We start from the raw sequence: 14,594 nt of genomic DNA, 5'->3' as shown, positions 1-14,594 counted from the left end.
TCTGCCTGTACTCAAGCTCTTCCGTGACATAAATTCATGACACAAAAATATTTTCTTCTGTCTCCGGATCAAACACATGGGCCTTCTCCATATCAAAATACAGAGAAACCTTCTCCCCTACCTGTGTCTGATTTTCCGGACTTAAGCGGACTGCCAGGGTTTTGCCCTGCTCATCAAAATAGAGGATCACTTCCGCTCCCAGCATCTCGCGGTTTACTACAGGCTCATCTACATCTACGCTGTCATTTTCAATACCAAGCTTTTTTGCCTCATCAAACTCGTAGATATCCTCCGGACGGATTCCAAGGATCACGTGTCTGCCGTTATATCTGTCTGCGATCTGTTTTCCTCTGGTTCCGTCCAGATAAACCTTTTTCACAGTTTTGGCATCATCCAGAAGAAGGGCCGTGCGATTATTTTCTTCTGCTTTTACCGTACACCGGAAAAAGTTCATGGACGGAGAACCAAGGAAACCTGCCACGAAAAGATTTACCGGATTGTCATAAATACTCTGAGGCGCTCCCACCTGCTGGATCAGACCATCCTTCATGACCACGATCTTAGTCCCAAGAGTCATGGCCTCTGTCTGGTCGTGCGTTACATAAATAATGGTGGTGTCCAGCTGTTTATGTAATTTCACAAGCTCCACACGCATCTGAGCACGGAGCTTTGCATCCAGGTTGGAAAGAGGCTCATCCATGAGAAAGGCTTTCGGCTTCCGGATAATTGCACTTCCAATGGCAACTCGCTGTTTCTGACCGCCGGAAAGAGCCGCCGGTCTCCGGTCAAGAAGCTGGTCGATCTCCAGGATCTTTGCCACCTCATGGACCTTTCTGTCGATCTCATCCTTCGGAAGCTTACGGATCTTCAGGGCATATGCCATATTTCCATAAACTGTCATGTTCGGATATAAGGCATAGTTCTGGAACACCATGGACATTCCCCTTTCCTTCGGTTCCAGATAATTGGAAAGCTCACCGTCGATCCACAGCTCACCGTCTGTGATCTCCTCCAAGCCTGCGATGATACGCAAAGTGGTGGATTTTCCACATCCGGACGGACCTACAAAGATCACAAACTCTTTATCATGTATATCAAGATTAAAATCCTTCACACCGTAATGCTCCGAATCAAATTGCTTACATACATTTCTAAGTGCAATTTCTGACATTACTTATCTCCTTTCTCTTCTCTCGCTCACATAGTTTGTAGTATAGGATTTTTTCGGCTGTTCAGATATCGTGATTGAGATAAAGATTTGTGAATTGCATGTTAAATTGTTTCAGAAATTATATGCAATTCCGTTAAATTCTTTCTCCAGAGTAAAATACCCATCGCGTTATGTTGCCACCTTCTTTCGCCGTCATCTCTGTCCTGCATCATATCTTCCAATTTTTATTACATTGATCACAACAGCTCTCTCCAATATGTCGGCAATATGGATATTTCCCGTCTCCTCGCATATCTGAATCAAATAAAAATAGAATATTCATATTTAATACTTGCCTCTCTTCCAGATAAATGCCAACTTTCAGGCTTTTATGATCACTTGATTTGTGCAATTTTTTATGTTGTTTTAATTTTTTCTGTAAAATTTCAAATATATGCTTTGTTTTTGTCTAATTTTACCCTTGAAGTTTTGTACATAAGTTAAACAATACAAAATATTGTTCTTAAATTTTCTAACTTTTTGTTAGCCACCTCGTCCGAGAAGTGCTATAATAATCCCAGTCAGAAAAGAAATGCAGAATTCGTGTTACTGCGAACAGCGCGAACAGCAACATTACCGGAATCCATGCATCAGGAGGAGGAATTTGACATGATCACATTGAAAGCAGAGAAAAGAAACCCGAATGTAAAAGCTAAAAAATTAAGACGTGAGGGTTACGTCACAGGAATTCTTAGTGGAAAAGAAATGAAAGAGCCTGTAGCACTTCAGTTTGACGGTGCCGAGGCAGCCAAATTCATTAAAGCAAATAAAGAAGGTACACAGATTTATCTGGACATCGAAGGCGAGAAAGTTGATGCCCTGGTAAAGAACATTGATTATAATCCAATTGAAAAACAGCTGATGGCTCTGGACTTCCAGGCACTGGTAGCCGGTGAGAAGGTTTCCACAACAGTTGCTGTCAAACTGGAACATACAGATATGGTTCAGGGTATCGTTGAGCAGGAGATGGAAGAGATCCACTACAAAGCAGATCCGGCCAACCTTCTGGATACTATCGTTATCGACTTCAACGGCTATCCGGCAGATGTCCGTGACATCCACGTAAAAGACCTCCCGATCCCGGAAGGCAAACAGGTTCACTTTATCACACCTGAGGATGCAGTTGTTGTTCACATCGGTGAGTACGCAGCAGCTCCGGAAGAGGATGAAGATGCTGACGCTGACGCAGAAGCATAATATATATATTATATATATTAATGATTCAGGGGATTGCCAATTGGCAATCCCCTGGTTTTGTTTGTGTGACAGTAAAAATAAAGAAAAAGTCAGAAAACCTTGATTTTTCAAGATTTTCCGACTTTTAAATAGCAGGGGATGAGAGAATCGAACTCCCACCAAAGGTTTTGGAGACCCCTATCATACCATTTGACCAATCCCCTATATACAAGAAAAAGTGGCTGTTGGCCACAAATTTTTTTACATTGTACTCTCGGGAAAGAGGAAAGCAGGAGAAAAATCAGTACATGGATTTTCTCCTGTTTTATTATATATAATCATACATCTCCCACCATTTACATCTCTTTTTCCATATGCTACAATAGGTAAGACCAAAGGAGCCTGACCAGGCTGTGAGGAGGTGCAGGCTTTGACCTTTGAACTTGATTTGGGCAATTTAATCGTAAGGAGGAAAGAAAAGAGTATGTTTAATTTTCTTGTGACTGCCGAAGGCGGTCTCACAACGGCAGGATATGCCGTATCTGTTATTGCAGTCCTGATTTTGATAATTCTGGTAGCAGTATTACTTCAGAAAAACACATCTGCATTAAAATTTACCACACACCAGCTGGTTACCTGTGCAGTAGCATTGGCACTTGCATATGTAACTTCTTACATTAAGATATTTAAACTGCCATTTGGCGGATCTGTGACCTTGTTCAGTATGCTGTTTATTGTTCTGATCGGTTACTGGTATGGCATTAAGGTAGGAATTCTTACCGGCCTTGTATATGGGATTTTTCAGTTTCTCCAGGAGCCATATGTCCTTTCATTTTTTCAGGTATGCTGTGATTACATTCTGGCATTTGGAGCCATGGGGCTTTCCGGATTATTTACAAAATCCAGAAAACATGGTCTTCTTAAAGCATACATAATAGCAATTTTGGCAAGAGGGGCATTCCATGCACTTGGCGGATATCTTTACTGGATGGATTACATGCCGGATAATTTTCCGAAGTCTCTGACAGCTTTGTATCCGATCATTTACAATTACAGTTATATTCTTCTGGAAGGTGTACTGACGATCGTAGTAATTTCTATTCCGGCAGTATCCAGTGCACTTGGGCGAATGCGAATAATGGCAACTGGTGGAAACCGACAATCTGCAGCCACCGAAAAATAATTAATACAGACACATAAATAAAAAGAGATCGTTCAAGCTACTACGATCTTTTTTATTGAAAATCACAAAAAGTTATATAAAACAAACCAAAAACACAAAGAATACTTTTCACCCAAAGAAAGTTGTGCTATGATAATCAGGCGGAATAATTTCCCATTCAAACGGATGAATGCAAGTCCCCACCCACAGTTTATTGTTTCTTGCAACCACATAGGAGACTTCTTTGATTCGGTTAAAATATTACAGACAGATATAACATATCTGAACATATAAAATACAAAAGAAAAAGCAGCCATACAGTTGCGAAAAGGAGAAGAAGATGTCTAAAAAAATTGAACGAAATGATCCCTGCTGGTGTGGAAGCGGAAAAAAATATAAAAAATGTCATGAAGCATTTGATGAAAAAATGGAACTCATGAAAAAGAAGGGGTATGCAGTTCTTGACCATGATCTAATCAAGACACCTGCACAGATCGAGAAGATCAAAGAGAGCTGCAAGATCAATGTTGCAGTTCTTGATTATGTTGCAGAGCATATCGGACCAGGCGTGACGACACAGCAGATTGATGACTGGGTACATGAAGAAACAGTACGTCATGGCGGAATTCCGGCACCACTTAATTATGAAGGTTTTCCAAAAAGCGTATGTACATCTATCAACGAGGTAGTATGCCACGGAATCCCGGATGAAGAAATTGTCTTAAAAGAAGGTGATATTGTCAATGTAGATGTATCCACCATTTATCAGGGATATTTTTCTGATTCCTCCCGTATGTTCTGTATTGGACAGGTAAGTCCGGAGAAGGAGAAGCTTGTCCGTGTGACAAAAGAATGCATAGAGCTTGGCCTTGAACAGGTAAAACCATGGACACCGATCGGAAATATGGGAAGTGCTGTACACAAACATGCAGTGGAAAACGGCTATACAGTTGTGAGAGAAATTGGCGGACATGGTGTAGGTCTTGAGTTTCATGAAGATCCATGGGTAAGCTACACATCTAAGGAAGATACAGGTGTACTCATGGTACCCGGAATGATCTTTACTATTGAACCAATGGTCAATATGGGATCTGATGAAATCTATACAGATGAGATCGATGACTGGACAGTGAGGACAGAGGATGGTCTGCCATCGGCACAGTGGGAGATCATGGTCCTTGTTACAGAAACAGGACATGAGGTCCTTTGCTGGTAAAAGCCATCGAAAATCCGGAAAAAAGTCCTTGCAATGAGAAGTTATCTAGTGTATAATCACATATGTTGTGAAAAAAGATGGTCCTCTGTTACCATATGTGTATTAAGAACATCCAGTATAATTAAGGAGAGAAAGAAATGAACGAAATTATTAAGAACATTGAGTCCGCTCAGCTGAAAGCTGAAGTACCGCAGTTCCGCGTAGGAGACACAGTAAGAGTACACGCACTGATCAAAGAGGGAACACGTGAGCGTGTTCAGATCTTCGAGGGTACAGTACTTAAGAGACAGGGTGGAAGCACAAGAGAGACTTTCACAGTAAGAAAGAGCTCCAACGGTGTTGGTGTTGAGAAAACATGGCCGCTTCATTCCCCACATGTAGTTAAGGTTGAGGTTATCCGTCATGGTAAAGTACGCCGTGCGAAACTGAACTACCTGAGAGATCGTGTAGGTAAAGCAGCTAAGGTTAAAGAGCTTGTAAAATAATTTCATAAGTAAAGAGGCAGGGACAATAACATTTGCTATTGTCCCTCTTTTTACATCAGTGCGTATGCGTGTAAAGACACATACAGGGGATAGAATATGGGATTAAATAAGAAGATTAATATCGAAAATCTGAAGGAAAACAGAGCTGTTTCCGAAGCAAGGGAGAAGCTTCGTGATGACAGGACAAGAGGAATCGTGAAATGGGTGTTTGAAATTATTGTGACCCTGGTTTTTGCTGTGCTGGTTGCAATCTCTGCATTTCAGACTGTGACATTGCAGGAAAGTGCCATGGAACCCACGTATTCTGTAAGTGAAAAGTTTTTTGTAAACAGGGCTTTATATAAGGTCAGTTCACCAAAACGTGGAGATGTGATCGTTTTTAAAACAAGCGCCAGTGACTCGGCAGCCCTGCATATCCGACGTGTGATCGGCCTTCCCGGGGAGACTGTTCAGGTTAAAGACGGGAAGATCTATATCAACGGCAAGGTTTATGAAGAAAACGGAGCTTATCAGGATATGACAGATGGAGGACTTGCAAATAGTGCTATAACTCTGGAAAGCGGGGAATATTTTGTCCTTGGTGATAATCGCAATAACAGTGAGGACAGCCGCTTCAGCGATATCGGAAATATCAGTAAGAAGTACATTGTCGGGAAAGTTTGGTTTACAGTTTCTCCGAAAAATAAAATAGGTTTTATAAAATAGATCAAAGTAAACAGATTAAAGTATAGATAAATGAGGTGAATTATGAACGTACAGTGGTATCCAGGCCATATGACGAAGGCGAAGCGTCAGATGCAGGAAGATATCAAGCTGATCGATCTGATCATTGAGCTTGTAGATGCAAGAGTTCCTCTTTCCAGCCGAAATCCGGATATTGATGAGCTGGGAAAAAACAAGGCGCGTATGATCCTTCTCAACAAAGCAGATCTTGCCGATGAGAGACAGAACCGTGCCTGGATGGAATATTTCAAAGAAAAAGGAATCTATGCGGTAAGTATTGATTCCCGCAATAAGGGATCTATGAAGGCCGTTTCTGCGGCAATCACAGAGGCATGTAAGGAAAAGACAGAGAGAGACCGGAGACGAGGAATCAAAAACCGTCCGGTACGTGCGATGGTTGCAGGAATCCCTAATGTTGGAAAATCAACATTTATCAATACCTTTGCAGGAAAAGCCTGTGCCAAGACCGGTAATAAACCAGGAGTTACAAAAGGAAAACAGTGGATACGTCTGAATAAAAGTGTGGAGCTTCTGGATACCCCTGGAATTCTCTGGCCGAAATTTGAAGATCAGGAAGTTGGAATGCGTCTTGCCTATATCGGTTCGATCAAGGACGATATTCTGAACATCGAAGAACTTGCCCTGGGTCTGATCGGATATCTGCAGGAGTTTTATCCGGCAGCGATCAGAGAGAGATACAATGTAGAAGAAGAGCTGAAACCGCTGGATATCCTTACTGCAGTTGCGAAAGCAAGAGGATGTCTGAAAAAGGGCGAAGAGCTTGATTATGAGAAAGCATCCCGCCTTTTGCTGGAAGAATTTCGTTCCGGAAAACTGGGAAAAGTGACTCTGGAGTTTCCAAAAGGACCGGAGGAAGCGTAATGGAAACAATGAAAGATATCAAGGCGCGTTTTGCGTCAGCGAAGGAGGGCGAATATAACGCCCTTTTTCGTCATTATGAAAATGATGAGAGAAGCGGTGTACAGAAACTGATCCAGCAGTATCACAAAAAGCTTCAGGCTCTGGAGGATGAGCGTGTACGTACAGAGAGCATGAAGAAATATGAACATGAATATGAGCATCTTGGATATCTTTGCGGGATCGATGAGGTGGGAAGAGGCCCTCTTGCCGGACCGGTAGTCGCCTGTGCGGTGATCCTTCCGAAAGACTGCGATATTTTATGGCTGAATGATTCTAAAAAGCTTACAGCTAAGAAGAGAGAAGAATTGTACGATGTGATCCTGGAGGGAGCAGTTTCTGTTGGAATTGGAATGGCAAGTCCGGAGAGGATTGATGAGATCAATATCCTGCAGGCAACCTATGAGGCAATGCGTCAGGCAGTGAGCAGGCTTTCTGTACAGCCGCAGCTGCTTTTGAACGATGCGGTTACCATACCGGAAATCCAGATTCCGCAGGTACCCATCATCAAAGGTGATGCAAAAAGTGTATCCATTGCGGCAGCAAGTATTGTTGCCAAAGTGACCAGAGACCGGATGATGGAAGAATATGATAAGGTTCTTCCGGAATACGGATTTGCCTCCAATAAAGGATATGGTTCTGCAGCGCATATTGAAGCACTGAAGAAATATGGACCAAGTCCGATACATAGAAAAACGTTTATCACACATTTTGTATAAAAATACTTAAGATACCGACATCAAAAACAGAAAGGTTTTGTTTATCTGAAGGAAAATAGAAGACAGAAGGGCAGCTATTATGAAGGAATTGCTGCAGCGTTCCTGCAAGAAAAGGGGCTGCAGATCAAGGAAAGAAATTTTCGCTGCCGAAGTGGTGAGATCGATCTTGTTGCGCAGGATGGAAGATATCTGGTGTTTATTGAAGTGAAATACAGAAAGAACGGAAAGAGTGGAAGTCCTTTTTCAGCGGTAGGGAGAGAAAAACAGAGGATTATTAGCAAAGTGGCAATGTTTTATCTGATTGCACATGGATACCGGGAGCTGCCTCCCTGCCGTTTTGACGTAGTAGGAATTGATGGAGAGAACATCCACTGGATAAAAAATGCTTTTGATTTTTGCAGTTGAAAGGACTGGTCACATAAGATGAAAATAAAATGGTATAAAGATAAACAGCTAATGAATGTAAATCAGAAGAACAATGTTACCTGGCTTACATATCCTGCTTTTGAGAAATTTTCCGGGATCGTACATGGCTTCAGTACCCGCCTGGGAGGAGTAAGCCAGGGGATTTATGAATCTATGAACTTAAGCTTCACAAGAGGGGATGAAGAGTCTGCGGTGCGGGAAAATTACCGCAGACTTTCTGCTGCTATGGGATTTTCCATGGAAGATATCGTAACCTCTGATCAGACACACACCACCAATGTACGTGTGGTCACGGAAGAAGACAGAGGAAATGGGATCACAAAACCAAGACCTTATACAGATGTGGATGGAATGATCACCAATGTGCCGGGACTGGTGCTGGCAACGTTTTATGCGGACTGTGTACCACTTTTCTTTATAGATCCGGTACATAGAGCTGTGGGATTATCTCATTCCGGCTGGAGAGGTACTGTAGGAAAGATCGGAAAAGTGACGGTGGAGAAGATGACTGAGGAATTTCAGACAAATCCTTCAGAGCTTTATGCAGCCATTGGTCCTTCTATCTGTCAGGATTGCTATGAAGTCAGTGAAGATGTGATCGATCAGTTTAGAGAGGCGTTTGAAGAAAAATACTGGGATGTGCTTTTTTACAGAAAACCAGATGGGAAATACCAGCTGAATCTGTGGGAGGCGAACCGAAGGATCTTTCTGGATGCAGGCATAAAAGAAGAGCGGATCTCAATGCCGGGCATCTGCACCTGCTGTAATCCGCTCTTTCTTTACTCACACAGGGCTTCTCACGGGAAACGTGGAAACCTGGGAGCATTTATTACTGTTCGTTGACTTTTTTCATGAGATCCATGATCTTTTCGTTGCTGGAACGAACCTTCTCGACAGATACATCATGATTGATGATATCGATGATACTTGCAAGATATTTGCTCATATTTGCTTCGATATAGTATGGACGGTCAAGAAGCTCAGGAATACGATAGTTAAGGTTGGTTGTGATGACTCTGTCCAGCCAGCCTTTTTCGTAATATTCATCAAATTTGGCTACGCCATCTGTAAACAGACCGTAGGTTGTGCAGACGAATACACGTCCGGCTTTACGCTCTTTGAGCTGACGGGCAACATCCAGCATACTTTCTCCGGAAGAGATCATATCGTCGATGATGACAACGTCTTTGCCCTCTACAGAATCTCCGAGGAATTCGTGAGCAACGATCGGGTTCTTTCCGTTGACAACGGTGGAGTAATCACGGCGTTTGTAGAACATACCCATATCGACTCCAAGGATATTGGAGAAGTATACAGCACGGGACATGGCACCTTCATCCGGGCTGATGATCATGAGATGATCATTGTCAAGCTTGAAATCAGGGACATTTTTGACCAGTGCTTTCAGGAACTGGTATGTGGGGAAAAAGTTATCAAAGCCCTTCAGCGGAATAGAGTTCTGTACACGTGGGTCATGAGCATCAAAAGTAATGATGTTGGAAACACCCATGGCACTTAACTCGCGAAGTGCAAGTGCACAGTCAAGAGATTCTCTCTTGGTGCGTCTGTGCTGACGTCCCTCGTAAAGGAATGGCATGATAACGTTGATGCGGTGTGCTTTACCGGTGGCTGCGGAGATGATTCTCTTCAGATCCTGGTAATGGTCATCCGGAGACATGTGGTTCTCATGACCGCATACGCTGTAAGTAAGGCTGTAATTGGTCACATCTACCATGATATAAAGGTCTGTTCCGCGGACAGATTCCTTGATGTAACCCTTACCCTCACCGGTTCCGAAACGTGGGCATTCGCAATCTACAAGGAAAGATTTTTCTGCATATCCCTGTGGGATGATGGTGGATTTCTTGGCGGCTACAAGTTCTTTACGGAATTTAACCAGCTTTTTGTCAACCTCCTCGGCCAGTTCGCGGCATCCGGCAAGTGCGGCGATTCGGATCGGGGCAACAGGCATAGACTTTTCCAGCAATTCTATGTTTGGCATAATATTCCTCCTAAGTGTATGTCATTAAAAATTCTCAGTCTATTTATAACATCAGACCCACGTGTCAGTCAAGGTGTTTTCTCAAAGTGTTGATTTTTAAGAGCAAAGTTGTTATTATATACGGGATAGAAAAGGGAGATAATGATGAAATTAAGAAAGCATATGATTTCCAGGGTGCTGCCCGACAGTATTGCCGAGGAGCTGGGGCTGGAGCCGGGAGACAGACTTGTGTCTGTAAACGGACAGCCTGTGGAAGATGTCTTCGATTACCGGTATCTCATGAATGAAGAGCTCGTGGTGCTTCTAGTAGAGAAGCCTGATGGCGAAGAGTGGGAGCTGGAGGTAGAGAAGGAATATGAGGAAGACCTTGGAATAGAATTTGAGAACGGAGGACTGATGGATGACTATCGCTCCTGTTCAAATAAGTGTATGTTCTGTTTTATTGACCAGATGCCTCCAGGTATGCGTGAGACGCTGTATTTTAAGGATGATGATTCCAGGCTTTCCTTTCTTCAGGGAAATTATGTTACGCTTACCAATATGAGCGAGAAGGATATTGAGCGTGTGATCCGCTATCATCTGGAACCGATCAACATTTCGTTCCAGGCAATGAATCCGGAACTCCGGTGTAAAATGCTGCATAACCGTTTTGCAGGAAAGGCTCTGGATAAGGTGGATATGCTGTACAATGCAGGAATCACCATGAATGGACAGATCGTACTGTGTAAGGGTGTCAATGACGGAGACGAGCTGGAATACAGCCTCGAAAAGCTTTCCGCTTATGCGCCGGTCCTTCAGAGTGTTTCTGTTGTACCGGTAGGACTTACCAAATACAGAGAAGGTCTCTATCCTCTGGAACCTTTTAATAAGGAAGATGCTGAAAAAGTCCTGGGGCAGATCGAACGCTGGCAGAAGATCATGATGGAGAAATATGGGATCCATTTTATCCATGCTTCAGACGAATGGTATATTCTGGCAGACAGGGAGCTTCCCTGTGAGGATGAATATGATGGATATCTGCAGCTTGAGAATGGCGTGGGAATGCTCAGACTTCTGGAAACGGAAGTAAAAGAAACGCTGGAGGGGCTTTCCGGTGACGACCGTAAGGTGACAGGCAGGATCGCCACAGGAAAACTGGCAGCGCCTTTTATCGCACGCTATATTAAAGAGATCCAGAAGAAATATCCCAATGTGCAGATTCCGGTCACAACCATCGAGAATCGTTTTTTCGGTGAAAAGATCACGGTGTCCGGTTTGATCACAGGGCAGGATTTGAAAGAGCAGCTTTCCGGTCTTGACCTTGGAGAGAAGCTTCTGATCCCATGCAGCATGCTGAAAGGTGATGAGGAGATTTTTCTGGATGACATGACGCTGGAAGAGCTTTCGGAAGCACTGAACACAGAAATTGTAATCGTAGACACAGGAGGACGTGATCTGGTGGAAGCCGTGATCTACCCTCCGGAACATAAACAAACAAGAAGGAGACAGATTTATGAGCAAACCAGTAGTAGCGATAGTGGGAAGGCCTAATGTAGGCAAATCCACTCTGTTTAACGCTCTGGCAGGTGACAATATTTCCATAGTAAAGGATACACCAGGAGTAACTCGTGACAGGATTTATGCAGATGTCACATGGCTTGACAGGACATTTACTCTGATCGATACAGGCGGAATCGAGCCGGACAGCAGCGATATCATTCTCTCCAGAATGAGAGAACAGGCACAGATCGCCATTGATACGGCAGACGTGATCATTTTTATCACAGATGTTCGCCAGGGTCTTGTGGATTCCGATGCCAAGGTGGCAGATATGCTCCGCCGCAGCGGCAAGCCGGTACGTCTTGTAGTTAACAAGGTAGACAGCCACCAGAAATATATGATGGACGTATATGAGTTTTACAATCTTGGAATCGGAGAACCGATCCCGATTTCCGCAGCTAACAGACAAGGCCTTGGAGATATGCTGGATGAGGTGATCAAAGAGTTCCCGGATAAGAGTGAAGAGGAAGATCAGGATGATATTCCGAAGATCGCCATTGTAGGAAAGCCGAACGTGGGAAAATCTTCTCTGATCAACAAGCTTCTTGGAGAGGAGCGTGTGATCGTATCCAATATTGCAGGAACCACACGTGATGCTATTGACACAAAGGTTACCTGGAACAAAAAAGATTATATTTTTATCGATACTGCAGGACTTCGACGCAAGGGTAAGGTAAAAGAAGAGATCGAGCGCTATAGTGTTATCCGTACTGTGACAGCTGTAGAGCGTGCAGATGTGGTTGTAGTTGTGATCGATGCCTCCGAGGGCGTTACCGAGCAGGATGCTAAGATCGCGGGAATCGCTCATGACAGAGGAAAGGGTATCATCGTAGCGGTAAATAAATGGGATGCCATTGAGAAAAATGACAAGACTATCTACAAGCATACGGAAAAGATCCGTCAGATCCTTTCCTTTATGCCGTATGCACAGATCATCTTTATCTCTGCAAAAACAGGTCAGAGACTTCCAAAGCTTTTCGAAAATATCGATACAGTTATCGAAAATCAGACACTTCGTATCCAGACAGGTGTTCTTAATGAGATCCTTTCTGAGGCAGTCGCTCTTCAGCAGCCGCCGTCTGACAGAGGAAGAAGACTGAAGATCTTCTATATGACACAGGTTGCGGTAAAACCGCCGACATTTGTTATCTTTGTCAATGACAAGGAACTGATGCATTTTTCCTATGTAAGATATCTGGAGAACAAGATCAGGGATGCTTTTGGATTTTCCGGAACTTCCCTGAAATTTATCATCCGCGAGCGCGGGGAAAAGGAATAAAAGTATGGAACGTATTATTTGTCTTGTTATCGGTTATGTATGCGGGCTTTTTCAGACAGGCTATATTATTGGAAAAGTCCACAAGACAGATATCAGAGATCATGGCAGCGGGAATGCGGGTACTACGAATGCCTTCCGGACCTTTGGAAAGAAAGCGGGAGCGATCACCCTGCTGGGAGACTGCCTGAAGTGTGTACTGGCTATTGTGATCGTGAGAATGGTTTATGGAAATTCCATGAATGGTATCCTTCCGCTTCTTACCCTTTATGCAGCATTGGGATGTATCCTCGGCCACAATTTTCCGATTTCTATGGAATTTCGCGGTGGAAAGGGAATTGCTGCTTCTGTAGGCATGATCATTGCTTTTGACTGGCGGATATTTATTGTATGTGCAGTTGTCTTTTTTGCACTGTTCTTTACAACTCATTATGTATCGCTTTGCTCTCTCAGTGCATATGCGGTGGCTTTTATCCTGGTCCTAGTTTTTGGACATATGGGAAAATATGGGATGGATCAGGCGCATACTGTTGAGCTTTATATCGTGATGGCAGTTCTTACAGCAATGGCGTTCTACAGACACAGGGCAAACATTGTAAGACTGTTTCATGGAACAGAGAATAAGGTGTTTTTAAGCAGTAAGAATAAAAAATAAGAGGTAAGATTTATGGCAAAAATCAGCGTACTGGGTTCGGGGAGCTGGGGATTAGCCCTGGCACTCCTGTTGCATAATAATGGCCATGAAGTCCTTCTTTGGTCAGCAAGACCGGAGAATGCCCGGAAACTCCGGGAAAAAAGAGAAAATCCTGACAGGCTTCCGGGGGTACGGCTTCCGGATGAAATCGATGTCCTGACAGATCTGGAGCGTGCGCTTAAGGATGTGGATGTAACAGTTCTGGCAGTAGCTTCCCCGTATATCCGGAGTACTGCACACAAGATGGCATCGTTTGTGTGCAGGGACCAGAAGATCGTCAATGTTGCTAAAGGTATTGAGGAAAAGACACTGAAAACACTCAGCGAGGTGATCGAAGAAGAAATCCCGCAGGGTAATGTAGCTGTACTTTCCGGTCCAAGCCATGCGGAAGAAGTAGGACGCGGACTTCCTACAACCTGTGTGATCAGCGCACATACACAGGAAACTGCGGAATACCTTCAGAGTATTTTTATGAGCCCTGTGTTCCGCGTGTATACAACACCGGATATCCTTGGGGTGGAACTTGGCGGAGCACTGAAAAATGTGATCGCACTGGCAGCAGGTACTGCCGACGGCCTTGGATATGGAGATAATACCAAGGCGGCACTGATCACCAGGGGAATCACGGAAATAGGAAGACTTGGTAAAAAATGGGGGCGCAGATGGAAACCTTTTACGGCCTGTCCGGGATCGGCGACCTGATCGTGACTTGTGCAAGTAAGCATAGCCGTAATCGAAAGGCCGGATATCTGATCGGCCAGGGATATACGATGGAAGAAGCTATGAAAGAAGTGCAGATGGTTGTGGAAGGTGTTTATTCTGCAAGAGCTGCAAGAGAGCTTGCGGAGAAATATGAGGTGGAGATGCCTATCATAACGGAAGTGAACCGCGTACTGTTTGAAGGAAAATCAGCAGCGGAAGCAGTAATGGACCTGATGCTGCGTGATAAAAAAGTGGAAACGCCCATGCTCCCGTGGGGAAATGCGTGAGCGGATCAGTTAAATATTTCCGGGTTTCAGATATGTGAAATGCTAAGCTGGGAATAACA

General features: G+C 43.8%; 14 protein-coding genes, 1 tRNA gene and 1 pseudogene. 13 read left to right on the top strand and 3 right to left on the bottom strand.

Annotated elements, in window-relative coordinates; translation table 11 throughout:
* Nucleotides 1–34 precede the first annotated feature (34 nt).
* Nucleotides 35–1,171: an ABC transporter ATP-binding protein gene (locus tag CK1_RS05595; protein ID WP_015525320.1), complete on the bottom strand. Its 1,137-nt coding sequence runs from the start codon at nucleotides 1,169–1,171 to the stop codon at nucleotides 35–37.
* A 648-nt stretch (nucleotides 1,172–1,819) separates the two neighbouring features.
* Here CK1_RS05595 and CK1_RS05590 point away from each other — a divergent pair.
* Nucleotides 1,820–2,407 carry a 50S ribosomal protein L25 gene (locus CK1_RS05590; RefSeq protein ID WP_015525319.1) on the top strand — a complete coding sequence of 196 codons (588 nt, stop codon included), beginning with the start codon at nucleotides 1,820–1,822 and terminating at the stop codon, nucleotides 2,405–2,407.
* A 132-nt stretch (nucleotides 2,408–2,539) separates the two neighbouring features.
* Here CK1_RS05590 and CK1_RS05585 read toward each other — a convergent pair.
* A tRNA-Trp gene (locus tag CK1_RS05585) sits at nucleotides 2,540–2,610 on the bottom strand.
* A gap of 260 nt (nucleotides 2,611–2,870) precedes the next feature.
* Between CK1_RS05585 and CK1_RS05580 the strand changes: the two genes are divergently transcribed.
* From CK1_RS05580 to pgeF, 8 genes are all read left to right on the top strand, one after another.
* Nucleotides 2,871–3,569, top strand: coding sequence for an energy-coupled thiamine transporter ThiT (locus CK1_RS05580; protein ID WP_015525318.1), 699 nt, complete (start codon nucleotides 2,871–2,873; stop codon nucleotides 3,567–3,569).
* 319 nt (nucleotides 3,570–3,888) lie between these two features.
* Nucleotides 3,889–4,764 carry a methionyl aminopeptidase gene (locus CK1_RS05575; RefSeq protein WP_015525317.1) on the top strand — a complete coding sequence of 292 codons (876 nt, stop codon included), beginning with the start codon at nucleotides 3,889–3,891 and terminating at the stop codon, nucleotides 4,762–4,764.
* Between the two features lie 137 nt (nucleotides 4,765–4,901).
* Nucleotides 4,902–5,249, top strand: coding sequence for a 50S ribosomal protein L19 (gene rplS / locus CK1_RS05570; RefSeq protein ID WP_015525316.1), 348 nt, complete (start codon nucleotides 4,902–4,904; stop codon nucleotides 5,247–5,249).
* A gap of 96 nt (nucleotides 5,250–5,345) precedes the next feature.
* Nucleotides 5,346–5,954: a signal peptidase I gene (lepB, locus tag CK1_RS05565; protein WP_015525315.1), complete on the top strand. Its 609-nt coding sequence runs from the start codon at nucleotides 5,346–5,348 to the stop codon at nucleotides 5,952–5,954.
* 42 nt (nucleotides 5,955–5,996) lie between these two features.
* A complete protein-coding gene (gene ylqF / locus CK1_RS05560; RefSeq protein WP_015525314.1) occupies nucleotides 5,997–6,854 on the top strand; it encodes a ribosome biogenesis GTPase YlqF in 858 nt (285 codons plus the stop codon).
* Nucleotides 6,854–7,609: a ribonuclease HII gene (gene rnhB, locus CK1_RS05555; protein ID WP_015525313.1), complete on the top strand. Its 756-nt coding sequence runs from the start codon at nucleotides 6,854–6,856 to the stop codon at nucleotides 7,607–7,609. Before ylqF ends, rnhB begins: the two co-directional genes overlap by 1 nt.
* 45 nt (nucleotides 7,610–7,654) lie before the next feature.
* Nucleotides 7,655–8,014: a YraN family protein gene (locus CK1_RS05550; RefSeq protein ID WP_044960433.1), complete on the top strand. Its 360-nt coding sequence runs from the start codon at nucleotides 7,655–7,657 to the stop codon at nucleotides 8,012–8,014.
* Nucleotides 8,015–8,065: 51 nt separating this feature from the next.
* Nucleotides 8,066–8,878 (top strand): peptidoglycan editing factor PgeF, encoded by an 813-nt coding sequence (gene pgeF, locus CK1_RS05545; protein ID WP_015525312.1) that lies wholly within the window; start codon nucleotides 8,066–8,068, stop codon nucleotides 8,876–8,878.
* On the opposite strand, the gene CK1_RS05540 is transcribed toward pgeF, so the two are convergent.
* Nucleotides 8,865–10,037: a ribose-phosphate pyrophosphokinase gene (locus CK1_RS05540; protein ID WP_015525311.1), complete on the bottom strand. Its 1,173-nt coding sequence runs from the start codon at nucleotides 10,035–10,037 to the stop codon at nucleotides 8,865–8,867. The genes pgeF and CK1_RS05540 overlap by 14 nt on opposite strands.
* Before the next feature lie 144 nt (nucleotides 10,038–10,181).
* Here CK1_RS05540 and CK1_RS05535 point away from each other — a divergent pair, with 144 nt between their 5' ends.
* The 4 genes and pseudogenes from CK1_RS05535 to CK1_RS05520 form a co-directional block, all read left to right on the top strand.
* Entirely contained in the window at nucleotides 10,182–11,567 is a 1,386-nt protein-coding gene (locus tag CK1_RS05535; protein ID WP_173739424.1) for a DUF512 domain-containing protein, read from the top strand.
* Nucleotides 11,530–12,855, top strand: coding sequence for a ribosome biogenesis GTPase Der (gene der, locus CK1_RS05530; RefSeq protein WP_015525309.1), 1,326 nt, complete (start codon nucleotides 11,530–11,532; stop codon nucleotides 12,853–12,855). Before CK1_RS05535 ends, der begins: the two co-directional genes overlap by 38 nt.
* A gap of 4 nt (nucleotides 12,856–12,859) precedes the next feature.
* Entirely contained in the window at nucleotides 12,860–13,507 is a 648-nt protein-coding gene (plsY, locus tag CK1_RS05525; protein ID WP_015525308.1) for a glycerol-3-phosphate 1-O-acyltransferase PlsY, read from the top strand.
* Nucleotides 13,508–13,519: 12 nt separating this feature from the next.
* Nucleotides 13,520–14,412 (top strand): annotated as a pseudogene (locus CK1_RS05520) (NAD(P)H-dependent glycerol-3-phosphate dehydrogenase); the annotation flags it as partial.
* Nucleotides 14,413–14,594: the final 182 nt, after the last annotated feature.

Source organism: Ruminococcus sp. SR1/5, assembly GCF_000209835.1.
GTDB classification, from domain to species: domain Bacteria; phylum Bacillota; class Clostridia; order Lachnospirales; family Lachnospiraceae; genus Blautia_A; species Blautia_A fusiformis.
This window is presented reverse-complemented; position numbering and strand designations above follow the sequence as displayed.